The sequence below is a fragment of the Bacteroides sp. L008 genome (assembly GCF_040812255.1).
Taxonomy (GTDB): domain Bacteria; phylum Bacteroidota; class Bacteroidia; order Bacteroidales; family Bacteroidaceae; genus Bacteroides; species Bacteroides vicugnae.
The window spans coordinates 3191078-3213378 of record NZ_JBFNXO010000001.1 but is presented as its reverse complement, the minus strand read 5'-3'; the positions used below and the strand labels follow the sequence as shown (position 1 = coordinate 3213378).

Genomic DNA, 22301 nt, shown 5'->3' with positions numbered 1-22301 from the left:
AATCGCAATTTTCGGGTCGTTTATCAGATATTTGTGTGCTAATTTTGTGGCATTAGAAACTAAAATGGGGTTGAAAGTCAAAATATGATGGATTGCTTTTTCAGTTGTAAGTACAATAAATGTATTTTTGCAGGTGTGGAAAACAAAAGCAGTGCTATCAATCCCCGAAAATAAGTTAAGATGGAAGATAAAAGGAAAGAAATAGTTGGCAATGTCATTCAGATACAGCGTTATCATTCTCCTTGTGGCGATTTGATGCTTGGCTCGTTTGAAGATCGGCTTTGTCTTTGTGACTGGGCGGTTGAAAGTCATAGAGATATGGTAGACAGGAGGTTGCGGAAAGTGTTGAAAGCCTGTTATGAAGAAAGTACATCCGAGGTTATACAGGAAGCGATTCAGCAGTTGGACGAATATTTCAATGGTGAACGGACTGCGTTTGAAGTGCCTTTGCTTTTTGTAGGTACGGATTTCCAGAAAAGTGTATGGTATAAGTTGCTGGATATTCCGTACGGTTCGACTGTATCGTACGGAGAATTGGCGAAACAGCTGGATATGCCGAAGGCTGTCCGTGCGGTTGCCGCTGCTAATGGTGCGAACGCTATTTCTATTTTTGCTCCGTGTCATCGTGTTATCGGCAGTAACCACACGCTTGTGGGTTATGCCGGCGGTCTTCCTGCTAAAAAACGGTTACTGGATTTGGAATTAAACGGCAAACCTCTGTTATGAATGAGCAAGAAACGCTTGATTATGCACGTATTGCACAGGCAATCGGGTATATAAGGGAGAATTTCAAAAGGCAACCGGGATTGGATGAGATTGCCCGGGAAGTGGCGTTGAGTACGGCACATTTCCAACGTATGTTTACGGAGTGGGCAGGGGTTAGTCCTAAGAAGTTCTTGCAATATACCAGTATTGAATATGCCAAGAAAATCTTGGATGAGACTCATGCGTCTTTGTTTGATACGGCACAGGAAACGGGACTTTCAGGTACAGGCAGATTGTATGATTTGTTTGTAAATATAGAAGGTATGACACCGGGTGAGTATAAAAACGGTGGTGAAAATCTTTCTATCAATTACAGTTTTGCCAAAAGTCCTTTTGGTGAACTATTTATTGCATCTACCAATAAAGGTATTTGTTGTCTGGAGTTTGCAGACGATCACGATGCGGCATTTCATTCCTTGTTGAAGAAGTTTCCTAATGCAACGTTTACTCCGGCTGTGGATGAGATGCAGCAAAATGCTTTATCCATCTTCACGCAGGATTGGAGGAAACTTAAAGATATAAAGCTGCATTTGAAAGGTACTGACTTTCAACTAAAGGTCTGGGAGACTTTACTGAAAATCCCTGTCGCCGGATTGACTACTTATGGAGATATAGCCGCAGGTATTAATAACCCGAAGGCTTGCCGGGCTGTAGGAACGGCTGTCGGTGAGAATCCCGTAGCTTTCCTTATTCCATGTCATCGTGTCATTCGTTCTTCCGGTGAGTTGGGTAATTACCACTGGGGAGAGATTCGAAAGACTGCAATTATTGGTTGGGAGGCTGCGAAAAATGGATATTTGAATAAATAATAAGTACTGGCGGTAAGAAAAGTCAGAAACGAGATATCGGGTTCTTCTTTCATTTATAAATCCCGGCTCAAGGATGAAACCGCAAGGCCGGGATTTATTTGTAGTCGAATGACTATCATTCCTCTTCTTCATTTATTCCTTCATAGCACCTGATATCCGCTTCAATCATGAAATTATAAATCAGTCGGGTTTTAAACATCATTCTCTCCTGCGACAATTCTAAATCAGCAAGCGTTGCTTCGATTCTATTGCAGAATTCATTTATTCTTTCTTCTTCCAGCATCGGATACATTTCGTAAACTCGCCGGACGAAAGGTACCATCGAAGCCTGCACCTGATAAAGTAGTATTTGGGGTTCATACTGGAAATCCACTTCGTCCATCTGTTTATGCAAGTGCTCGTTTTCGTAGGCTATTTGTTGAAACTCTTCGAAACAAGGTAAAAGCTGCTCTGAGTGATGAAGCAGTAATTTTATGGTTGCAATGGCTGCAAAACCTTTTTCCAGTTCATTTCCATATTGAAAATGGTTATACAGGGAACAAAATGATGCTTCCAGACAGAGCCGTTCAAATTCGGTGTCTTTTACCCACGGAAGATAAGTGAGCATAGGCAGGCATTCACCTAGCGTAAGCTGATCTTTACAGTCAAGTATTTTGATAAGATTACCTGGTCGGGTAAGGAATTGATACATAGTGTGCATGGTCAGGTATTTTTCCGCAAGCCGGTCCTCGTCCAATTCACGGGATGCTTCCAATTCGGACAACAGAAAATCGATATTCTCCTCCTTGTTATCTGGTTGTTGCTCTTCGGCACGTGCTATGTCTTCGTCAACCATATTTAAAATTTCCTGAATATTCATATTACATTATTATTTTTATACCTGTTTATTATTCTTTCTTAGTTTGGGGCTTGTCTTATTGCGACAATGCGGGTATTATAGGGTTCTTGCATACTGTCGGGCAATTCCTCCAACAGTCCGTGAAGTTGGTCGATCAATTTTTCTGCCTGTTCGATGTTGCCTGTTTGGAACATATAATCAATCAATTCAATGCCGATGGATATCCTGTACAAAAGGTCGTTGCTCTCATCTTTCAGTAGTTTCATGGCAGAATGTACCAGCTGTGTGGCATCCATTTCGCTACCGGACAAATAGAGTGCGAGAGCTTTGTGGATAGTCATAGGGGAGATTCCTGCATCGGTTTTGTCAGCTTCGTAACGGTTGAAGGCGTCCAGAGCTTCCTTGATATGCCCTGTGTCGAGAAGTATCTTACCGAGAACTTTGTCAATTCCGGGCAATGTGGAAATTGACGGATCTTGCTTCATGGCATTTTCCAGCATCTGAAGAGCCTCTTGCGGGTGGCTTAATGCATTGTAACATTTGGCCAGTGGTATGATGAGATTGGGTTCGTAAGTCAGGTTGGTTTCATAGAGCGGCAGGGCTTTATGATATTGCATGGTGTCGCAGTAGGCATTTGCTATCGTTATCTCTATTTGGCTTTTTATTTCGTCGGAAGGAGGCTGTGATTCAGCCTTCTGTAGCAAGTTGAGTCCCGCCGTGATTACCCTGTGCGGATTATCCAAAACGGCGTCCATTGTTATTCTTCGTAAACTAATCAGGTAATAGCCGTCTACGGTTATTCCACTGTTTGCAGCTATTTCTTCAAGAAAAGAGATGTACAGTTGATGTGCTGTATTGTACATGCCTAAGCCGATTGTGTAATCCATCAGAACAATTACTGCACTTTCGAGATCGATTCGGTAGTTTTGGTCATCAAACGATTCGTCTTCTTGTTTTAGATGTTCAATCGACGTACCGATTCCATTGCTTGCACTTTGGTGTGACTGCTTGTATTCTTCGTTATCGCTGGAGAGGACATAAACAAATTCGAAGCATCGGAGGATGACTTGCCAATATACAGTATCTTGTTTGGTTATGGCCTGCGCTATGTTGTTCAGACATGCTATCGTTTTCTTGTTGTAGAAGCCATACAAACTTAGCAAGCATCGTATTTCATGCCAGTAGCTCATTTCTGCCTGCTCGAAATTACCTCGATTCCAATTGAATTCGGCCATGTCTTTGAATACCCGTTTGGCCACAGCATCATTATCATTTTGGATAGCGATGTCGGCTGCCATACGATAGTATTCTTCTGCTTGGTCTTCTTCCTTTTTCATTTCCATTGAATAAGCCAGATAGCGATAAATCAGGCTTCGGGCTACTGACATTTTTTCAACCCCCTTTTGGTTGCAATGATGAAGGGCGCGATTGAACATATCGGCAGCTCTTTCAAAATAACCCGTCTGAAAGGCGTCTCTCCCTTGTCGGAAGGTATCGGTCAATGCCGGATCATCTATACCGATGTAGGTTGCAAATTCTTCGATTTCGGCATTTGCATTGGCTGTTTGCTTTTCATTGGGTTTGTCATTGGCCGAATCTTCTGTATTTTTATTTGCCTGTTTCAGTTGTTCAACCGTGTCCTTGTACTGCCTTGCCATCTGATCGTCGGGACCGAACAGGGCGGAGCGTATCTCCCAGGCTTTTTCAATGTGTTCGATTGCCTTGTCTATGTGTCCTAGTCTGAAACATATTGCTCCGTAATTATTGTTCGCATAGGCAGCTGCTTCATCCTGACTTTTATCGCATTCTTCCAGCAAAGCAAGTGATTTTTCGAGCGCAACTGCTGCATCTTCGAAACGATTGAAAGTGTTGTATGCTGCGGCCAGATAGGAGTATGAGGCAGCTTCTTTTTCCAGGTTATCCATATTATGCCAGGTTTCGGCTCCTTTCAGATAATAATGTTCTGAAAGCTTTTCATCATTTAGGACGAGATAGACTTTACCCAGATTGTCATACATGGTAGCAGCCAGTTTTGAGTCTGTTTGTTTTAATGTTTCGAGTAGACTGATGCACTCCAATGCTGTGTTGAGAGACAGATCAGGTTGGTTGGCCCGAAGATATATGGAGGCCTGGCTGTTCAGTAGCTCGGCCAGCGTTATGTCACGGTCTCCAATCTTTTGGTAAATATCTATCGCATGTCTCATATATTCGGTCGCTTTGGGATAGTTTCCACTATACATCTCAATTTCTGCAAGCGAGTGATATTCTTCTTGGGTATGCGTATTTTCATCTCCTAATATGTGCTGATATATCGTAAGGGCTTTTTCGGCATACTCTCTGGCTTGGTCAAAATCTTGTTCCATGCGGCATTCGAGTGCATAATTATGATATGCGATGGCTACATCAATGTCATTCTCACCTTTGAGACTGACATATATGTCCTGACTTTTCAGACGATATTCCTTAGCAAGTTCTTCTTCACCAAGCAACCTGTATATACCGGCGAGATTATCGTATGCTACGGCAATATCATCATGCATGTCCGGCAGGATGGATTTGCGCATCTTAAGGACTTTTTCGAGGATCAGCTTCGCTTTTTCCAATGCGTCTTTATCGACCGGATCTTGTGATTCGCCGATACTGTGGTATACATCAGCGATGTTACACAGGTAAGATGTTATTTTCAGGTCGTCTTCTCCGTAAGCATGGACTGCAAGTGATAATCCTTCCCTATATTCCTTTAACGCCTGGATGTATTCTTTTTTGCGAATACAGATCATACCAGCCAGATTGTGGAACGAGCAGCGTTCTTCACTGGTATCGCCGTCGGCCATCTGGTCGCACATACGGATTAGGAATTCTACCAGTTCGTAGGCTGCATCCAAATCATTCAGATAAGAAATACAGATGTTGGTCAGCCGGATAACGTCATTGCGGAACATCTGCCAATAAGCCCATTGTAGCATAACTGCCATTTCAGCCTTTTCAGCCATACTTCCCATAATCTGTTCAATATAGGCTTGTGAAATTTTATATTTTGAAGCATCGGCTTGTTTTAGTGTACGCCAGTAAAGTATGAATTCGTGAATGTTGTTGGTGCTAAACTGTCGGCTCATATAGCCGAGTGTTGAAATACATTCGTGGAGCTCGTCCCATTTTTCGGCGTGATAAAGTTGATAGGGGAGTTCCTCCATCTTGCGGAAGTTATTGTTTTCTTCGCGATTGAAATAGTCTATAATGTTCTGTCTTAATTGTACTTTTCTTTCGCTGTTAAGGTATTTCTGTTCAATAGCCTGTCGTATCATGTCGTGTGCAAAAACTACTCGTCCGTCCCTAATCATTAGGTGGGCCGTGTTTGCACAATAGAATTGAGACCAGTAGAGCGACGGGATGTTGCTAATTGCAATCAGTTCTGTTTCAGATAATCCATCTTTGGATAATGCTATCAGTGACAGCAAGTCTGATGTTAGCGAGGGGTAAAGTGGGGTGTTGTATATTTGCTCTTTGCGCTGTAATAGTCTGTCAAAAAACGAGTTGATGTCTGGCAGGTTAGTCATTTGGCTGATGAAGCTGGTCAGGCTGTCGAAATTTCCGAAACATCTGATTTCCTCAAGTAATGACATCAGTACCATGGTGTTGTCTGTTATGTCACTGCCTTTGAGTATCATGGTCAGTTGTTGTTCGGACAGCCGCTTGCGATAACGATCGAAAAAGTCTACAATCAGTTCCTTGCGTTGGTCGAGCAGTAAGGGGTAGACTGTTATTACAGGGTATTTCCGTTTTTTGAATACCTGCATGGTTTTATCTTCCTCGATAGTTGAAAAGATTATTTTTACATTGTCCGGGAAGTCAGGCAACCAGTTTAATAGTTTTGTTCTATGATTCCGGTCTGAAAGTTGATTGGCGCCGTCCAAAACGATTAGTAAAGGTTTTTGTCCGGCAATTAGTTGGGCCCTCAAGGCTAGTTTCTGGTAATCTATATTATCTGTATCGGTAGCATTGTGTTCGATTTGTCGGTCGTTTTCCTCCATCTGCTCAAGCCCGTATAGAGAGTCTATCTGGGTGGTTATATGCTTCGCAATATCCGTCGTGTCCAAACTCTGCGATGAGTTGGCGCTAAAGTGTGCTACCACATTCCACCGATCATCTTCGATGATATTTTTAAGCCAATAAGCCAAAAGGGCACTCTTACCCATACCGCTTTCTCCGGTAATCACCAGATGCTGGTTGGGTGTATTGTTTAGAAACTTGTCCAGGTAGGAGATATAAGCTTTATTGGGTATATAATTATCCGATTTGTCATCCAGAAAGGCTTGTAGTTTCTGTCTTTCGTGTACGGCGGGATCTTCGACTTTATCTTTGGGGAAAAGGTGGTCGAGTAATGTTTTGAATTCCGATTCCACCTGTTCGCCCAATTGTTCGGGGGAACAGTAATCATAGGTGTTATATCTTTTGTTATTTCTTACTGTTTCTTTTAGCTGCGCCTGCCTTGGATCGGTTTCCATCGTCTTTTCATCTGCTTCGCGTATATAGAACGAAGCATAGACCGGTTCGAGCGACCGAAGCACGCCATATTGAATTTCAATTTCCGTAATGCTCATCCCATGATCGAGGTCAGCGGCAAGCCATTCGTATCTGTCAGGCATGGCCTGGTGTTCAATGAGTGTTTCTTTCGATGGACACCAACCGTATCTTTCTCCTAATAATCCGATGAAAAACGGGTGTGAATTCCGTATCTCGTCCAAACATATTTCCACCACTTTGCTTGACTTTGCTTCTTCTTCGGTGATTCCCCATCGCAGATCGACTTCAGTCAGTGTGACATTGCGTTCGTAGGCAATCTGCCGCAGTCTTGGAAAAACTTTGTTAACCAGCATATCTCTTTCGCTCTGCATATCTTGAAAGGTGGATGAAATAAATATCCTGATGTTCCTTGATTTTTGAAAATTGTTTTTCATGGTGGTATATGTATTAATCTGATTTCTACAAATTGTCGGATGGAACCTGGAACTTATAAAAAATCTCATTTATTGTATAGGCTGATACATCATACTTTTTTGTATTATCATCTAATTCCGAGATTTTAAATCTTGTTGCCCTTTAATACAAACATAGGGAAAAACTTTGATTTATTATAGCAATCTTGTAAAAAAGTTAGATTTTGCACTTCGATTTTTAAAAACACGTCAAAGAACACAGATAAATGGAGCTTGGGAGTTATCGCCTGCCTATGACCTTTTGCCAAGTAGCGGATATTCATTCTCAATGCGAATCTGTAGTCGAAATGTACAGGTGCCAGGATTGACTCCATAGCACCTGTACATATTGAAATATCTATTTAGTATCCCGGATTCTGATATTCACTGCCATTAGTGATTGTTGCGGTAAATGTGGTTGAAATGGGACGTAACGCATAATTCGGATGGAAGAACCGGGCCAAGTCCGGATGAGTATTCTCCAGATACTCTGAGTTCTTAAACATGCCTGTCCGTTTCAAATCGTAGAAGCGGCAATATTCTCCGCAAAGTTCACGGCCTCTTTCGTCTAAGATATCCTGCACCGTAATACTCCCTGTGAGCGGATTTGCTCCGGCACGTTCGCGAACCTTATTGATATAACCGGCTGCATTCGTCCCGCCATTCAGGTAAATATCTGCTTCTGCCGCAATCAAATAAACTTCTGCCATACGCATGATAAACGTTGCATTCAGATTACCGTTTCTCTGTTTGGAAGCATTGGCTACATAATAATTACTGCTGTTATGCTTATTCAGTGACGGATAATAGTAGCGGAACTGGTTCTCGTTTGTGCCGTCATTCTTGTAATTGCCTGTGACGTTTGTATAAGCATAATTCATGTTCACATTATGATTGTCGTCACTATATACATGATGATAATCAATCAGCAAATAATCAGAAATGTGTTCTTTTTGTTTCTCTGTTGCATAATCGATGTCCTGCGGCATGATGAATTTAATAGCTAAGTCACCTTTATTCAGAGCTTTGCCAATGACGGTTTCTTCCTTGTCATACATGTGTACGGCACTTTCGTCCCAAGTGTAATTCTTGTTCGCGTTCCACTCTGTAGTGAACGATTCATGAAATCTGGGGTCTAATGTTCCGTCTTTCTGCACATACAAACTCAATAAATGCTGTGTAGGCATAAAGATACCGGTTATTGAGCCTTCCCAGGTAAGCCGTGTCTCCTGATTGTCTTCACGAGCACCGAATTTATTGATATTACATAAGAAATACTCGTCGTTGCGATTCAACTTATAATTCCCATTGCTTGATCCGTGTCCGTCTGCTCCTGCATACCAGCGATGTTTCCAGAGAGCTTCCTTGTTTTCCCAGTTGTTGCTCTCTTTAAACACCTCGCTATACGATGGATACATATACGTATTGTATTTCCCACCGCCAGTTTCGCAATCGGTAATCAATTTCTTGGCTGCATCCAAAGCTTCCTGCAAATATTCGGTGCTTCCATATTCGTACGTCTGCAAGCAGGCTTTAGCCAGAAAACCGAGAGCGGCTTTCTTTGTCGGAGTGGTAGTTGTTGCATGCGTACCTGTTGGCAACCATTCGGATGCAAATCTTAAATCGGGGATAATAACCTCCTGATAGATGGTCATCGGATCGGTGCGGGTGGGGGAGTAGGTCAACGTTTCCGTCACTACGGGTTCTGTGAGCATCGTCACTGCTCCGAATTGTTCCACCGCGTTGAAATAATACACAGCTCTAAGAAAACGGGCTTCCGCAATCTTTGCATTCCGTTCCTCTTCCGTGGTGTAAGGAGGTTTGTCTCCTAATGCGATGGCTTCGTTACAGGCTCCCACACCGTCGTAAGTCCCGTTCCACCAATTATTGGTGTAAGTCGTATTGGGCGATGTTCCTGCGAAAAACCAGAACCACTGCGTGTAACTGGTTGATTCGTTGGCTTTATACGTCCAAAGATCGGTGTCGCCTTCAGTCAGTGACATCCAGTCGGCAGCACCATAATAAAATCTTTCCATAGCAAAATAGCACTGGTTAATCAGGGTTTCATATCCATCGATGGAAGTAGCTAAAGCCTCTTTGGTAAATGCGCCCGGGTTGTACTCGTCCAAAGTGCAGGAGTGTAGAGAAAGGGCCGAGAGCAGCACGCTGCAAAATATGAATTTTATATATATACTTTTCATGATTATAATCTTTAGTTAAAATGTCAAATTAACGCCAAAAACAAATTGCCGGTAGGTAGGGAATGCATCCGAACCGTTGGTTTCGGGATCAGTATCTTTCAATTGTTTGTCTTTTACAAAGATGAACGGATTGTAGGCTGTGGCATAGATGCGGCATTTTTCCATCAAAACCTTGCGTGATATGTTTACGGGCAGTGTATATCCCAGTGTGATATTCTTAATCTTGATAAAGGAACCGTCGCGTACTCTTAATGAAGGATATACGGTTTTTTGCTCATCTGCCGTTCCGGGACGGGGGAAATAGGCGTCCTGATTATCCTCTGTCCAGTAGTCTACACCTGCCAGCTGATTCTTGGTTACGCTCTGTTCGGCGGTATAATAGCCGAGCAGGTCGCTGTTGATCGTTTGTCCGTAACGTGCCATGGCAAAGACAGATAAATCAAAATTCTTGTAGGTGAAGGAATTGCTGAATCCGATGATCCAGTCCGGATTGGAGTGTCCCAGAATTTGTCGGTCTTCCGTACTGTATTTATGTACGCCTCCGTCACCTTTCTGGTCTAAGGTTTCTATCTTGATGAAGCCGGGTTTTACGCCGTAGGCATCCAATGTCTCCTGTGGAGTATCGGTTCTCCAGATTCCGGCATACTTATATCCGTAAATGGCTTTAATCGGTTCACCGACAAACAGATTTTCAGCAATCAGGTCACCGTCGGGCAGGTCGTCTATTTGTTCCTTGTTCCAGGTGACGGATAAAGTGGTGTTCCAAGTGAAATCCTTGTGCCGTATGTTGTGTGAAGTGATCGTTGCTTCCACACCTTGATTGCTGGTCTGGGCGATGTTTTGCCAGATGGCCAGAGGCGATCCCCATCCGGTCAGACCGCTGGTGATGGGCAATGTACGTTTGAATAATAATCCTTTGGTTGTTGTTTTGAACCATTCTAACGAGCCGTCGATGCGACCGTTCAGGATGCCGAAATCCAACCCCACATTCCAGTTGTATGATTTCTCCCATCCGAGATCGGAACTACCGTAACTATCAGCGTATTGCGTGAAAGGAACGATTTTCCCATTAATGGAAATTCCCGAAGCGGTATATACGTATGCTTGTGTTGTGGTGCTGTATGCGGTGGTTCCTCCCGAGTTACCCGTGATACCGTAGCTCACTCTCAACTTCAGGTTGTCCAGCCAACTGCGTGTCTTTTCCATAAATGCCTCGTCGGATATTCTCCACGCCAGTGCGCCTGCGGGGAAGGCATCCCATTTATGTCCGGTAGAAAATTGTGAAACACCGTCCCAACGGGTCGAGAAATTAAACAGGTATTTGCCCTTGTACGAATAGTTCAGACGGAAGGCAAAAGACATTTTCTGTGTCTGTGCGAAGTCGGATTCCACATGTTGGGAAGTGCCCGATGTCAGTCGCCAGAAAGACCATTGATCTACCATCTGACCGCTGGCGGCAGCCATGCTACTTTCCGACTGGTTCTTATTCCAGGAAGTAATCAGTGAACCTCCCAGATTATGGTCTTTTGCGATGGTTGTGTTGTAAGCGAGAATATTTTCCCAAGTGTAATTCCAGGCATTGTTGTTGGTGATGGAAGCATGCGGTGAACCTGCATAAGACGGACGGTTGGCATTACACTTTTCTCCCCAGTATTGCCCGCGGCGTGAGTGATTCAAAGTTCCATTGACACGACTGGTAAAAGTCAGGTCTTTGACGGGAGCTAGTTCGACATAGCCACTCATGTTCAGGTAGGTGGAACGGGTGTTGTCTACATACTGATTCTCTATGAAATCACTCATCGGGGAATATTGTCCCGTGATGAATTCGTGATTGATCTCCCCTTCTTCGGTATAAGCATCACCCAGCGGGATGGTGGAGAGAGATTTGGTGAATGTGTTTTTCACGCCGGAGTTCAAGTCCCGGTAGACTAAATTGGAAGTAAAGCCTACCTTTGCCCATGAAAATATCTGCTGATCCAGATTGAGGCGTAACGAATATCTGTTCAGATTCTCGTTGCTAAGTAAACCTTCCTCCCGGTTGTAGGAAGTCGAAGCAAATAATTTTGTCTTTTCAGTGCCGCTACTGACTGAAAGACTGTATTTCTCTGTGGTAGCTGTATTGCCCGATACTTCATCCACCCAGTCTATCCATTTGCCGTTGTTGTATGCATCTATAAAATCCTGTTTTCCCAGTAGGGCGGACATATCTGTGGGATAGTCACCGTTTTTATATTTATAGGCTTCCCGTTGATAGGTGACCCATTCATCCCGCGTCATCCCATGCCTGTAGTTGGGTGAACCGCTGAATCCGTAATAAGCATCGAAGTTTACGGTAGCTTTCCCCTCTTTTCCTCTTTTGGTGGTGATGATGACAACGCCGTTTGCTCCTGCGGAACCATAAATGGCGGTGGAGGAGGCATCTTTCAATACATCTACACTCTCAATGTCCGACGGGCTGACCTGGCTATAGCTGCCGGGGATTCCATCGATAATAAACAACGGTTCGTTGCTGCCATAGATGGATCGCGATCCGCGCAGCAGGATAGTGACATCACCCCCTATCTGCCCTGAAGTTTTGGTGATATCCATTCCGGGTATCTTGCCTTGAAGGGCTTCCATTACATTATTGGTAGGAGCGGCCAGCACTTCCGCGCTCTTGACAGAGGTTACCGCACCCGTCAAATCCCGTTTTTTGACCGATCCGTATCCTACCACCACTACTTCATCAATCAGTCTGGCGTCTTCCGTCAGTATGATTTCCACCTTGTTCTTGTTGCGTGTATTGACTTCCTGTTCCGTGTATCCCATATAAGATACCTTTAATATTGCATTAGGCGATACGTGCAGTGTGAATTGTCCGTCTACATTCGTAATCGTCCCGTTGCTGGTACCTTTTTCAACGATATTCGCTCCGATAATCGTCTCTCCTTGAGAGTTTTTCACTATACCAGAGATCGTTCTGCTCTGTTGGCAATAAGCCCGTGTTGATCCAAGTATCGATAAGGAACCTATTAATAAAAATAATAGGTAAAAATTCATTCTATAAACAGTCTTTAGGGAATTATTCCACCCTATGTTTGTTTTATCAGAAAATGATTTCATGTTTTTTGTTTAATTGTATGTTTACTAATTTGTTTTTGGATAGCTAAATTTCCGGACAATTTAAAGCTATGTCTCGATTGTAACGACTTTACTTATCCCATAGGCTATTAGATTTTATTGGTTAAATAATGATTGTTCAGAATGTCAATGTTAATTAAACATTATTCTGTTACTGTTTTGAATGTGGCGCCACGATTCCTGTCAGTAAAAAACTGACAGGACAAAATTATGCATATAGAACTGGGAACTGAAAAAAATAAAGTTGACTTTTATCAGGACAGAGTTGTTTCTTACTACCTGTTGTATATTTGATTTTATAAGGTAATATTGTTGTTGATTAAACCTTTACCCGTTGTAAACTTTACGGTAGTAAAGTTTTAGAAGTAGATAAGAATGATAAAGACTGGGATAAAATAGATCTAATTAGGTTATATCAAAAGAGAAACAGATAGAAAGCTGTCTTTTTCAAAGGGCGATATGTAGTTGCGAATTTTATTTTCATTATCTTTGTCTCAATGTATTTACTAAAGCAATAATGATATGGATATTAAAGTAAAGGACAAGGTGAATCAAAGGCATGTCGGTCGCAATCTACAAAGAATCCGTGTGTATCTAGGTATGAAACAGGAGGCGTTAGCTTCTGATCTGGGTATTAGTCAACAGGAGATTTCGAAGATAGAAAAACAAGATGAAATAGAAGATGGACTGCTAACAAAAATAGCTGAAGTCTTGGGAATATCTACTGATGTCATCAAGGATTTTGATGTTGAAAAAGCCATTTGTAATATTAATAACTATAAAGATGCCACGATTTCTCCGGGAGCAACCGCTACTGTTTATGCAGCTCATACGCAACAGATTAATCCCATTGAAAAGGTGGTTGAACTGTATGAACGCTTGTTGAAAAGTGAACAGGAGAAAATAGAGATTCTAAGAGAGTGCATAAAGCAGGGCAAATAATTAACAGACTGGAATATGGAAACGGAAAAGTACACAAATACGATTCATCTGGGAAGAAAAATTGAACGGGTACGTCGGCTTCGGGGAATGACTCAAGCGGAACTCGGTGATCTGTTAGGTATAACGAAACAGGCTGTTTCAAAAATAGAACAAACAGAGAAGTTTGACGATGAACGATTAGGCGAGATTGCTTCAGCACTAGGCGTTACTGTAGATGGCCTGAAGAACTTTAACGAAGAAACGATTCTGTATAATACGAATAACTTCTACGAGAATTGTGGTGTTAAAAGTGCTGTCAGTAATACAGGCAATAATCAGACCTTTAATAGTTTTCCTGTTGAACAGGTAATTGAGATTTTCGAAAAGCTGTTGGATAAACAAAAGGAGCAATTTGAAACTTTAAAAAAAGAGAAGAAATAAATATCTCCAAGATATTGAATTTTATCAGTAGTAATTATATTCCTGATGCAATGATAGCTGAATTGATTTCCTCAAAAAACAAGGAAATAGATTGGTTGAAAGAAGAAATTAAGTTTTTAAGAGGGGAAAATGAAAAATTGCTGCGAATTGTGGTCGAAAAGATATGAGATGATGTTGTCATAATTATGTGATACACTTCTGTCTGTTTATATGGGTAGTTATCACATTTATGTTGTAAGCATAATTAAGATTTGATTGAAACTTTATAAATAATATTTTTTACTGTAAATATTGAGGTATCCAAACTCTCTTTAGTTCCCGGAGTTTGGATACATTTTTAAGTTTACTGTATTATGGTGTAGTGTTCACAACACTGTAATTCTGATTCACTAATGTCCCAATATTTTGTTTCCAATAATAATTTGAGAACAATCCAAGTCTTTCAATATTAATTTTAGTAATCATGGTGCTTTAAATAGAATTCACATCTACATATCTTCCATTGAAAAAAGCCTGCTTTCTATCTCATACTTAAACAAGACTTTTTTCCGTAATTCCTCTACTTTTAGTGTGAACAAATCCGGTTTGAAATTTTTGGATTGTCTTTTCACCTCTGCTACCAGAGCTTTTTTCTCTTCTGCATATAGTCCGACAATATCTATTTCATCCTGATCTTTATTATTCTTGCCTTGCCACCAAGAACCTATATCTGCAAATTCCTTGCTTTCCATCATCTGTTGGCGGAAATACATTTCCAAAGCTAAGCCGGAAAAAGTTGGATAATCCTTTTTAATAATATCAGCCAAGCGTTCAAAATTCTGTATCTCTATATAATTTTGATACTTGATAAAATACCGGAACCAGAAACGTAAAAACATATCCGATACTTCATAACGGACTGTCTGGGAACCCTCTTTTGAGAGTATAGGCCGTTTTTTCTTTATCAAATCATAGTCTTCTTCCAATCTCTTTAATTGTCCGCCCAGACTCATTCCACCCATAACAGTTTCCATTTCCGGCAAGGTATTCTTACCGTTGGAGATTGCTGATAAGATTGAAAAGTAATTGCCGTATTTTTTTCCGAACTCCTGTATCAGCAAAGCCTGTCCTTCGGTCAGAAAGGACGAATCGGGTTGCAACATGAAATCAACCATGTTTTCCATACTCGTACATCCATTGTCCATAAACTGCTCAATATACTTTGGAACACCACCGGTAAAGGTATAGAGTGCCAATAAATCATCTTTGGTATAGTCTGCTTTATGATCCGACATGATTTCTTTTAATATGGAAGTAGTGAAAGAAGACAATTTCATTATACTGTCAGCACGACCATACAGCGGTTCTTTGGAATCTCTGAAGATTTTATTCATAAGTGTATAAACCGAACCGCTCACGATAAGATTGACATGGCTCTGCTTCCTCAGCCGATCCCAAGTATCCTGTATCAAACTGTAAATCTCTTGATTTATGTAATAGAATTCCTGAAACTCGTCAATAACCAGATTGTATTCCATCCGTGTTCCCAAATCCATTAAGAAACGAAACATTTCTGCAAAATTGGTAAGTTCTGGTACATAAATATTAAGTGACTGTCGGATCTCGGAAGTAAATCGTAAACAAAGATCTGTTTCATTGCTTCGGCTGACAAATAGATATACCGTAGGAGTATCTTCACAACTTTTGAATATAAGACTGGTCTTACCGATACGCCGCCGACCGGTAAGTACCGTCATTTGTGAATGTACGGAAAAAGACACTCGGCGGACCTTTTCCAATAATGCTAGCTCTTTTTCTCTATTGTAGAATTTCATATCCTATCTTTTTATATTTGATTTCACCGTCGTAAGGTTTACCATCGTAAACTTTACGACGGTGAAATTTAAAATCAATAACAAAGTTACTAATAATTTCGAAACTATAATATGATTAAGGTTCTGAAAATCAAAAAAGAGTGAATACTTAACATTTCAGTTCATGCAGCATGTCTTGTTACACTAAATTAGTGTTCCGATACGTATTCCAGTTTTCAATGTCATTGCGGCTATATTCTACGAACACTATGATGATATTCTAAACTTCTATAACAAGAGGACATCAAACGCGGCAGCAGAGTCTTTCAACGCCAAGATCAAACTCTTTAGGGCAAACTTACATGGAGTGGCAGACAGAATTTTTTTTCTGTTTAGAATGGCAAAGATATATGGATATCCCCACTAAATTTCTACTGCCCCGAATTACAACTGATCCCCCTTGATCCTCCTTTTTCAAACTGAGCCGGAGAAAGCTGTAGGGTAATAAAAAAGCCCCTGAAAATCAGAGGCTTTTTTATTTTCGTGATCCGCCTGGGGCTCACCAATAAGAGTTACCACGCTGATATTTAAAACTTTATATTTTTGGCTTCAAGCATATCCCATGAATTATCCCACTAATTTGCTACTTGCTTTTGCGGTAGTTTGCTCATGGAGAATACTGAATGCAAAGATAGATATTATTATTATCTTCACAAAATATAGGTCTCAGACATTTTTCTAGGACCTAATTTTGTGAAGATAAGCGGTAATAAACATGAATTGAGATTAATGTTATTTCCTGTCAATTAAAGCCTGATAAACAATGTATCTGATATATTCAATCGCATCAATATCTTCATTAGCAATAAGCTCTATCTTTTTAAAAAGAGTGAGAAGCTGAATTATATTTGAGGTTGATTCATTTAGTGTATCTAGTATTTGTTTTTTATATCTCTTAATAGAATCACCTTTTGCAGATTCAACTTTCCTCTTAAGTAAGAATTTTATTTGTTCAGGTGATTTTATCTGTGTTATTGTTGCAATATCCTCAAATAAACTAGTATGAATGTTTCCTGCATCACTGATGTGAGATAATTCTTCTATTGCTGTTTTAGGTAATACATTATGCTTAATAGAGAGGATTCTAGATTTTATTTCTTGCGGTCTAATTATAAATAGTTCATTATCAATATTGTTTGAGTCTTTGAAACTGATATAGCAAACTCCATTGAATTTTAAAGCTTCACGTTTGATTTCATCATTTGAAACTTCAATCAAATTTCTGACATAACCAATATTTTGTAATTCTTTTGCTTTCGAGCTTTCAAAAAACATGCTGATAAATGATTCATTGTATTCACAAACCTTCAAACGATATTTTATATCATATTTCTTCATTTCTTCATGCAGTGCTAGCAAAGAAATTACAATAGCAATATTATTATCATAGTTAAAGTAGCTGCTCAATGATATAATTGCTCTTAAGTAAAAGTTATCTTCTTCACGATCATGTAGTATCCTAAACTTTTTTGTAAGAGTTTGTATCCCTTTTAGCATTCTTAAGTTTGCTTCTACTATATCTTTGTATCCATCTTTTATTAACTTACTAGCATATTTCTCCATTTGGTATAACTCGGAGAAGAAGTCGTTTGTGGCAGAATAAATTGGAACTGTATTAATTTGTTTTGTACCTAAACTGACGAAATACTTATTTTGCTCTAAAGCATTAAAATTTATAGTGAAGTCTTCACCTGAATATAATGAGATGCTATTTAAATCACTTTCTAAATCCTCTTTATGGTACTTCTGATTTATTGCATTTTGAATTTTTACAAGATCTCGTGAACCCGGTATCTGGATTATTTCACCGAGTATTGATTTTACATCAAGTAATTTCAAAATTTCCTTTGCTAAAGGATTATTATCTACTAATGTTATCAATTCTGCAACTTTTACTCCTTCATCAGAAGATGCGAAATGAACTGTTTTTTTTCTGAATTGTTCCATATTTAATTATGTATTAATATTATTATCTTTTAGAAACAACGCCTATATAGAGGACTATGTTATTAAGTTCTTTATCAGGCGTTGTTCATTAACCAATAAATACCTAAAGGTATTTTGAAAGAACAAAGATGTTTTTATTTTTCGGTTCTAACTCCTTTGAACTTTCCACCAGTAGTTTTTACATCCATAAATTGTCCTGTGTTAGCATTACGCTTAACATAAAGGTTTGTTTTAGGATTAAGAACTTGGCTTCTTTCTCTCACTGCTCCTTTGCGAGCATTATCACCATACGGTTTATTTACAGCCATAAATATATTTTTTGTTTTAGCAGATTATTTGGAACTAAGGTATCTGCTTGTATGACCCGAGAGACAATAAAATGCTGATAATCAGAATAATACAATAATAGTCTTGTCTCTTTAACATCATTATATTTGTTATTCTGCAAAAAAACACTACCTTTGTTGCATGAATTAAACAAAGAAGTAAAATGTTGCTGCAAAGATACAGTTTTTTATTCTGTTTCACAAATGAAACAGCGTTTTATTTAAAAAAAATAATTTATGGAGTCAACGCTTAATACCGAGTTGCTTGCAACTATGTTGAAAGACAAAAGAGGAAATAAGGGATTAAGGGCAATAGCCCAAGAAATCGGCGGAGTTAGTTTTGCTACTTTATCAAGGATTGAGCAGGGTAAAATTCCTGATGTAGATACTTTTGTTAAAATATGCAAATGGATTGGGGTGTCAACTGATACATTTATAATAGGTGGAGAGGAATTAGGTGAAGTTTCCACAAAAGATATGGTGATAGCTCATTTAAGAGCAGAGAAAGTTCTTAGTAAAGATACAGTAAACATGCTTGTCAAAATGATTGATATGGCATATAATTCAAAGTAGTTTGTTTTGGCAACAGATAGTATTCTTAAAAGAGGTTTTAAAGCACAGGCTGAACGTTCTGCTATAAAATATAGAGAAGCCCTGCACATCCACCCTTGTGGAGCATTGTGTGCTTTTGAGTTAGCAAAGTATTTGGATGTGCATATATGTAGCGCATTGGAATTTTTCCCTGAACTAAAGGCTACTGATAGTTTGTCTTGTGAGTGGAGTGCATTAACATTGGTTGCTCAGTCAGGAAATAGAATAATTATTTATAATCCATTTCATACGGAAGCACGTAAACAAAGTGATGTCATGCATGAACTGGCTCATATAATCTGTAAACATACAAGGGAACAAAAACAATATGAGTTTCAAATTCCGTTTGGAATGCATGAATATAACGATACCCAAGAAGAAGAAGCAAAATGCTTGGGTGCAACTTTACAATTACCTCAACCTAGTCTTTTATGGGCTAGCAAAAACAATATGAGTAATAAAGAAATAGCTTCATATTTTAATGCCAGTGAGGAAATGGTTCAATATCGGATAAATTTGACAGGCATAAATAAAAGGAAAAGACAATGGTCTAAAAATTAATATTTTATCTCTATTTATTGGTGGCTGAATAAGGAAAAGACTTACAACTTACGCTTTTTTGTTTTTCTTTTTTTAGGTATTAATCTTGGCTCTTCGGAATTCAGTGAAGAACCTTTTCTCAATGAATTAGATAGAAAAGATGTTTGATTGTTTGTCGGAGAGAAAGACGAGTTGATATAAATTTTATTTTCTTGATTTGTATTAACATGGGTGCTTATGTCAAAATCTTGTTTTCCAGTTTCCTTATTTTCAAAATTGATAGAAAATAATTTATCTATATTACTGTTTTGGCTGACTTTTGTTTCTTTTTTGTTGGACTGAATCTCTAGTTGTTGTAGTTTGAACTGCTCAGATATAGAGCCGTTCTTCATCGTATTACGATAACCAAATGATTCTGTTTGTTGGCGATTGTAATTGAACAGTTTATCAAATCCTTGTTCTACTTGTCGGAACAAGTTTACACGGTCAAAGCCACCTTTTATTATTCCGTTCTTTGTATTCTTATGATTGGTGAGTGGTGATAGTTTCTTTTTGTTAGTTTGGTCTTTTCGGCTCACAATCAAATGGCAGTGCATATTCAACTCATTATCGGAACGGTTGCGGTCAAAATGAATCTTACCATAAAACTTTATATCTACTTCGGATAGCCCTTTATTGAAGTTTTTGGCATATTCAGGGATAAACACCTCACGAATATAACGTTTCATGGCTTCGGCTTGCTTTTGTTCGGTGTTTCCTATTGCCCGAAGTTCACTTTCCGATGGACTGACATGAATAGCATAAAACTTTGCATCAGTTTTCAGGAGTTGCCCGATATTACTATCTATATCTTTTATGAGCTTTGATTTATATATGTTATCCTCTGTCAGATTGAAAAAGCCTTCGGTATAAATACCTTTCTCCATCCTTTCTAAATCTTCATGTTCGAGGTAATTAGCTAGCTGTCGGCTACTTCCAGAATTATTATATGTCCCGTTTGATGGCGGTGCAAAATCTATGTGCATAATCCTATGTATTTATCAGATTGTTGATTTCTGCTTTCAGGTTCTCTTTCCTTTTGCTATCCATCACACCACAAGCAGAAAGTTCCGAATAGAGTTGTATCAGGTGAAGCAACTTTTTATAATCCCGTTGGTGTATTTGGTAAAGTGTGTTAATCTGTTTGGATTGGTTGTTTATCACATCGGCATGATTGCCGAACTGTTCGCTTAACTTTTTCAGCACGGCTGTTTGTCTCTCCTGATTGGCTTCCAGTTGGGAGAGAATAAGAGCTTCTAAAGTTTTGCTGATTGCATCGAAGCGCAAAGCGATAGAATTTGTTACCCGTATCATGGGATTCAGTTGATCTTCCTCATAGTGACGAATAAAACGTATAATATCATCCTGTCTCTTATTTATTTTCGCCAGTTCTGATTTTACAGATTCCGGTGCTTCGGATGGGTTGATATGTGCCTTATCTATATACCCGAACGCCAACTTTACAACTTCGCTCTTTTTCAGTGAATAGCGTTTGCATATCTTCTCTACCAAAGCTGCCGTTTCCTTGTCTATGGAAATGGTAGTGAATATCGTTTTCCGACCACTGTTTGACATGGTAATTACTTTTTTATAGAAATATGAATAGATAAATTACTGATAATAAGTATTATAAATAAAATACTTATTACAGGTGTCATTACAGCGTGTTCTTGTAACACGCTAAAGCCGAAGGCTTTGCCCCGCAGGGCAAGAGGGAAGAACAGGACTTGTCCAGTTCCCTCTTGCTCAATTTAGCGAAATGAGCGAAGCCGGAAGGCGTAGCTGTTTCTGCTAAATAGGGGTGGTAGTATAGAGGAATAGCCTAAATATAGACTTCTTTTCTCTGCTACATTTTGCTTTCAAGATTTATTCTCTAATTGATTAGCTTTTTCAAACTGCTTGTAAGTTTGAGAGTCGGCACGTTCACGAACAAAAGCCCGAATATCGTTCGCTCGATAGTAGGTTTTCTTTCCGATGGTAAAGTAGGGTAGTTGTCCGCTCACTCTGTAACGTTGGAGAGTTCGGAACGATACTTTCAGGAGAAAAGCCAAATCTTGGTTATCTAACAGCTTCTCATTATCATCGAGAACATTGTCCGTATTGATAAGTGACTTTAGGTCTTTACCTATTTCGATCAGTTTCTTGGAAAGCTGCTCCATCCACTTCTCGAAGTTTTCATTGTCTATATACATTTTGCTCCATTTTTAGTTCAACATTATTGTTTTCAATCGATTGATGAAGCAAAGTTCGGCAAATAGATGCAAATAAGTTAGGGGAGTAGATATACTACACCCCTAACAATTATTGATAAGTATCTGATTTATAGATAGCCTTTCTTTTTGCTTTCTTCGAAAATGGCTTTACGAAGTAAATCCAAAAACTCCGTGCGTTTATTGGCTTTCCGGCAAATTACATTCTCGTGTTTTTTGTGGATGTCCCCCAACTTGATATTGAACAGGTATTCAAAAGCTCGTCCAATTTCCGTAAGTGGTGATTTTGTTCCATTGTGGGTTACAACTCTTTCAGATAGGAATATTCCGCTAACAAGTTCCATGATTTCTACAAGATATGTTTCATCAGTAAGATATAGAGGTGAGCGTAAAAAAATATTTTCCCGATTTTGGAACTGAACCGGATATTTGATTCGCCATTTTACAATGCATATTTCATTATTTATCAGCTCTATTGCTTCATCAAGAAGTAATAGAAAAGCATTTTTTTCCCTGCTCAAATTGTACTCGATACGATTTGAGCCTATTTACTCCAAAGGAAAAATAGCGCAATAATACTGCATAATCCTGTTCGTTTATACTAAAATTGGCTAAATGTATAGCCAATTCCTCAATAGCTTCTGCAAATTCAGATACAGAAACTTTACGTTGCGAGTATTCCGACAATAGACGGAAAAATCTCTGTTCTAATAATTGTTTCATA

18 protein-coding genes and 1 pseudogene are annotated in these 22301 nt (G+C 39.5%); 7 read left to right on the top strand and 12 right to left on the bottom strand.

All coding sequences use genetic code 11. The annotated features are described in order from the left end of the window. Nucleotides 1-180: 180 nt before the first annotated feature. Nucleotides 181-726: a methylated-DNA--[protein]-cysteine S-methyltransferase gene (locus tag AB3G73_RS12905; RefSeq protein ID WP_148365377.1), complete on the top strand. Its 546-nt coding sequence runs from the start codon at nucleotides 181-183 to the stop codon at nucleotides 724-726. Continuing rightward, a complete protein-coding gene (locus AB3G73_RS12900; RefSeq protein WP_115485012.1) occupies nucleotides 723-1574 on the top strand; it encodes a methylated-DNA--[protein]-cysteine S-methyltransferase in 852 nt (283 codons plus the stop codon). Before AB3G73_RS12905 ends, AB3G73_RS12900 begins: the two co-directional genes overlap by 4 nt. 115 nt (nucleotides 1575-1689) lie before the next feature. On the opposite strand, the gene AB3G73_RS12895 is transcribed toward AB3G73_RS12900, so the two are convergent. From AB3G73_RS12895 to AB3G73_RS12880, 4 genes are all read right to left on the bottom strand, one after another. Beyond that, the gene (locus AB3G73_RS12895; protein WP_367745095.1) at nucleotides 1690-2433 is read right to left on the bottom strand and encodes a hypothetical protein; all 744 of its coding nucleotides are present in this window, start codon (nucleotides 2431-2433) and stop codon (nucleotides 1690-1692) included. A gap of 38 nt (nucleotides 2434-2471) precedes the next feature. Continuing rightward, a complete protein-coding gene (locus AB3G73_RS12890) occupies nucleotides 2472-7370 on the bottom strand; it encodes a tetratricopeptide repeat protein (RefSeq protein WP_262912931.1) in 4899 nt (1632 codons plus the stop codon). Between the two features lie 380 nt (nucleotides 7371-7750). Further along, the gene (locus tag AB3G73_RS12885) at nucleotides 7751-9589 is read right to left on the bottom strand and encodes a RagB/SusD family nutrient uptake outer membrane protein (RefSeq protein ID WP_217721298.1); all 1839 of its coding nucleotides are present in this window, start codon (nucleotides 9587-9589) and stop codon (nucleotides 7751-7753) included. A gap of 15 nt (nucleotides 9590-9604) precedes the next feature. Continuing rightward, nucleotides 9605-12691 carry a SusC/RagA family TonB-linked outer membrane protein gene (locus tag AB3G73_RS12880; RefSeq protein ID WP_367745094.1) on the bottom strand — a complete coding sequence of 1029 codons (3087 nt, stop codon included), beginning with the start codon at nucleotides 12689-12691 and terminating at the stop codon, nucleotides 9605-9607. A gap of 540 nt (nucleotides 12692-13231) precedes the next feature. On the opposite strand from AB3G73_RS12880, the gene AB3G73_RS12875 reads away from it, so the two are divergent. Together AB3G73_RS12875 and AB3G73_RS12870 are read left to right on the top strand one after the other, a co-directional pair. Continuing rightward, complete coding sequence (locus tag AB3G73_RS12875) at nucleotides 13232-13651, top strand: helix-turn-helix domain-containing protein (RefSeq protein WP_148365369.1); 420 nt, start codon at nucleotides 13232-13234, stop codon at nucleotides 13649-13651. 15 nt (nucleotides 13652-13666) lie between these two features. Beyond that, nucleotides 13667-14071: a helix-turn-helix domain-containing protein gene (locus tag AB3G73_RS12870; RefSeq protein ID WP_004299170.1), complete on the top strand. Its 405-nt coding sequence runs from the start codon at nucleotides 13667-13669 to the stop codon at nucleotides 14069-14071. Between the two features lie 488 nt (nucleotides 14072-14559). On the opposite strand, the gene AB3G73_RS12865 is transcribed toward AB3G73_RS12870, so the two are convergent. Beyond that, nucleotides 14560-15885: an ATP-binding protein gene (locus tag AB3G73_RS12865; protein WP_342990598.1), complete on the bottom strand. Its 1326-nt coding sequence runs from the start codon at nucleotides 15883-15885 to the stop codon at nucleotides 14560-14562. 214 nt (nucleotides 15886-16099) lie between these two features. Here AB3G73_RS12865 and AB3G73_RS12860 point away from each other — a divergent pair. Then, nucleotides 16100-16291 (top strand): annotated as a pseudogene (locus AB3G73_RS12860) (transposase); the annotation flags it as partial. A 365-nt stretch (nucleotides 16292-16656) separates the two neighbouring features. Here the strand turns inward: AB3G73_RS12860 and AB3G73_RS12855 are convergent. Together AB3G73_RS12855 and AB3G73_RS12850 are read right to left on the bottom strand one after the other, a co-directional pair. Beyond that, complete coding sequence (locus tag AB3G73_RS12855; protein WP_234168500.1) at nucleotides 16657-17871, bottom strand: hypothetical protein; 1215 nt, start codon at nucleotides 17869-17871, stop codon at nucleotides 16657-16659. Nucleotides 17872-18005: 134 nt separating this feature from the next. Further along, on the bottom strand, nucleotides 18006-18179 hold the full coding sequence (locus tag AB3G73_RS12850) for a hypothetical protein (protein WP_187325354.1): 174 nt from the start codon (nucleotides 18177-18179) through the stop codon (nucleotides 18006-18008). A gap of 255 nt (nucleotides 18180-18434) precedes the next feature. Between AB3G73_RS12850 and AB3G73_RS12845 the strand changes: the two genes are divergently transcribed. Then, nucleotides 18435-18770 carry a helix-turn-helix domain-containing protein gene (locus AB3G73_RS12845; RefSeq protein WP_367745093.1) on the top strand — a complete coding sequence of 112 codons (336 nt, stop codon included), beginning with the start codon at nucleotides 18435-18437 and terminating at the stop codon, nucleotides 18768-18770. Between the two features lie 6 nt (nucleotides 18771-18776). Beyond that, the gene (locus tag AB3G73_RS12840; RefSeq protein WP_119213467.1) at nucleotides 18777-19349 is read left to right on the top strand and encodes an ImmA/IrrE family metallo-endopeptidase; all 573 of its coding nucleotides are present in this window, start codon (nucleotides 18777-18779) and stop codon (nucleotides 19347-19349) included. 41 nt (nucleotides 19350-19390) lie between these two features. On the opposite strand, the gene AB3G73_RS12835 is transcribed toward AB3G73_RS12840, so the two are convergent. The 5 genes from AB3G73_RS12835 to AB3G73_RS12815 form a co-directional block, all read right to left on the bottom strand. Continuing rightward, nucleotides 19391-20353 (bottom strand): DUF5712 family protein, encoded by a 963-nt coding sequence (locus AB3G73_RS12835; RefSeq protein WP_146375259.1) that lies wholly within the window; start codon nucleotides 20351-20353, stop codon nucleotides 19391-19393. Between the two features lie 4 nt (nucleotides 20354-20357). Then, on the bottom strand, nucleotides 20358-20942 hold the full coding sequence (locus tag AB3G73_RS12830) for a BfmA/BtgA family mobilization protein (protein WP_367745092.1): 585 nt from the start codon (nucleotides 20940-20942) through the stop codon (nucleotides 20358-20360). Between the two features lie 284 nt (nucleotides 20943-21226). Beyond that, nucleotides 21227-21559 (bottom strand): helix-turn-helix domain-containing protein, encoded by a 333-nt coding sequence (locus AB3G73_RS12825; RefSeq protein WP_005801498.1) that lies wholly within the window; start codon nucleotides 21557-21559, stop codon nucleotides 21227-21229. A 128-nt stretch (nucleotides 21560-21687) separates the two neighbouring features. Next, nucleotides 21688-22098, bottom strand: a complete 411-nt coding sequence (locus AB3G73_RS12820; protein WP_017141875.1) for an RteC domain-containing protein — start codon at nucleotides 22096-22098, stop codon at nucleotides 21688-21690. Then, complete coding sequence (locus tag AB3G73_RS12815; RefSeq protein ID WP_005801496.1) at nucleotides 22061-22300, bottom strand: hypothetical protein; 240 nt, start codon at nucleotides 22298-22300, stop codon at nucleotides 22061-22063. Before AB3G73_RS12815 ends, AB3G73_RS12820 begins: the two co-directional genes overlap by 38 nt. Nucleotide 22301 lies beyond the last annotated feature (1 nt).

Coding starts and splice junctions, on each gene's coding strand:
- AB3G73_RS12890 (WP_262912931.1), bottom strand. CDS start 7,370: ATGAAAAACAATTTTCAAAAATCAAGGAACATCAGGATATTTATTTCA.
- AB3G73_RS12905 (WP_148365377.1), top strand. CDS start 181: ATGGAAGATAAAAGGAAAGAAATAGTTGGCAATGTCATTCAGATACAG.
- AB3G73_RS12875 (WP_148365369.1), top strand. CDS start 13,232: ATGGATATTAAAGTAAAGGACAAGGTGAATCAAAGGCATGTCGGTCGC.
- AB3G73_RS12865 (WP_342990598.1), bottom strand. CDS start 15,885: ATGAAATTCTACAATAGAGAAAAAGAGCTAGCATTATTGGAAAAGGTC.
- AB3G73_RS12825 (WP_005801498.1), bottom strand. CDS start 21,559: ATGTATATAGACAATGAAAACTTCGAGAAGTGGATGGAGCAGCTTTCC.
- AB3G73_RS12815 (WP_005801496.1), bottom strand. CDS start 22,300: ATGAAACAATTATTAGAACAGAGATTTTTCCGTCTATTGTCGGAATAC.
- AB3G73_RS12895 (WP_367745095.1), bottom strand. CDS start 2,433: ATGAATATTCAGGAAATTTTAAATATGGTTGACGAAGACATAGCACGT.
- AB3G73_RS12885 (WP_217721298.1), bottom strand. CDS start 9,589: ATGAAAAGTATATATATAAAATTCATATTTTGCAGCGTGCTGCTCTCG.
- AB3G73_RS12850 (WP_187325354.1), bottom strand. CDS start 18,179: ATGGCTGTAAATAAACCGTATGGTGATAATGCTCGCAAAGGAGCAGTG.
- AB3G73_RS12835 (WP_146375259.1), bottom strand. CDS start 20,353: ATGCACATAGATTTTGCACCGCCATCAAACGGGACATATAATAATTCT.
- AB3G73_RS12855 (WP_234168500.1), bottom strand. CDS start 17,871: ATGGAACAATTCAGAAAAAAAACAGTTCATTTCGCATCTTCTGATGAA.
- AB3G73_RS12880 (WP_367745094.1), bottom strand. CDS start 12,691: ATGAAATCATTTTCTGATAAAACAAACATAGGGTGGAATAATTCCCTA.
- AB3G73_RS12845 (WP_367745093.1), top strand. CDS start 18,435: ATGGAGTCAACGCTTAATACCGAGTTGCTTGCAACTATGTTGAAAGAC.
- AB3G73_RS12830 (WP_367745092.1), bottom strand. CDS start 20,942: ATGTCAAACAGTGGTCGGAAAACGATATTCACTACCATTTCCATAGAC.
- AB3G73_RS12900 (WP_115485012.1), top strand. CDS start 723: ATGAATGAGCAAGAAACGCTTGATTATGCACGTATTGCACAGGCAATC.
- AB3G73_RS12870 (WP_004299170.1), top strand. CDS start 13,667: ATGGAAACGGAAAAGTACACAAATACGATTCATCTGGGAAGAAAAATT.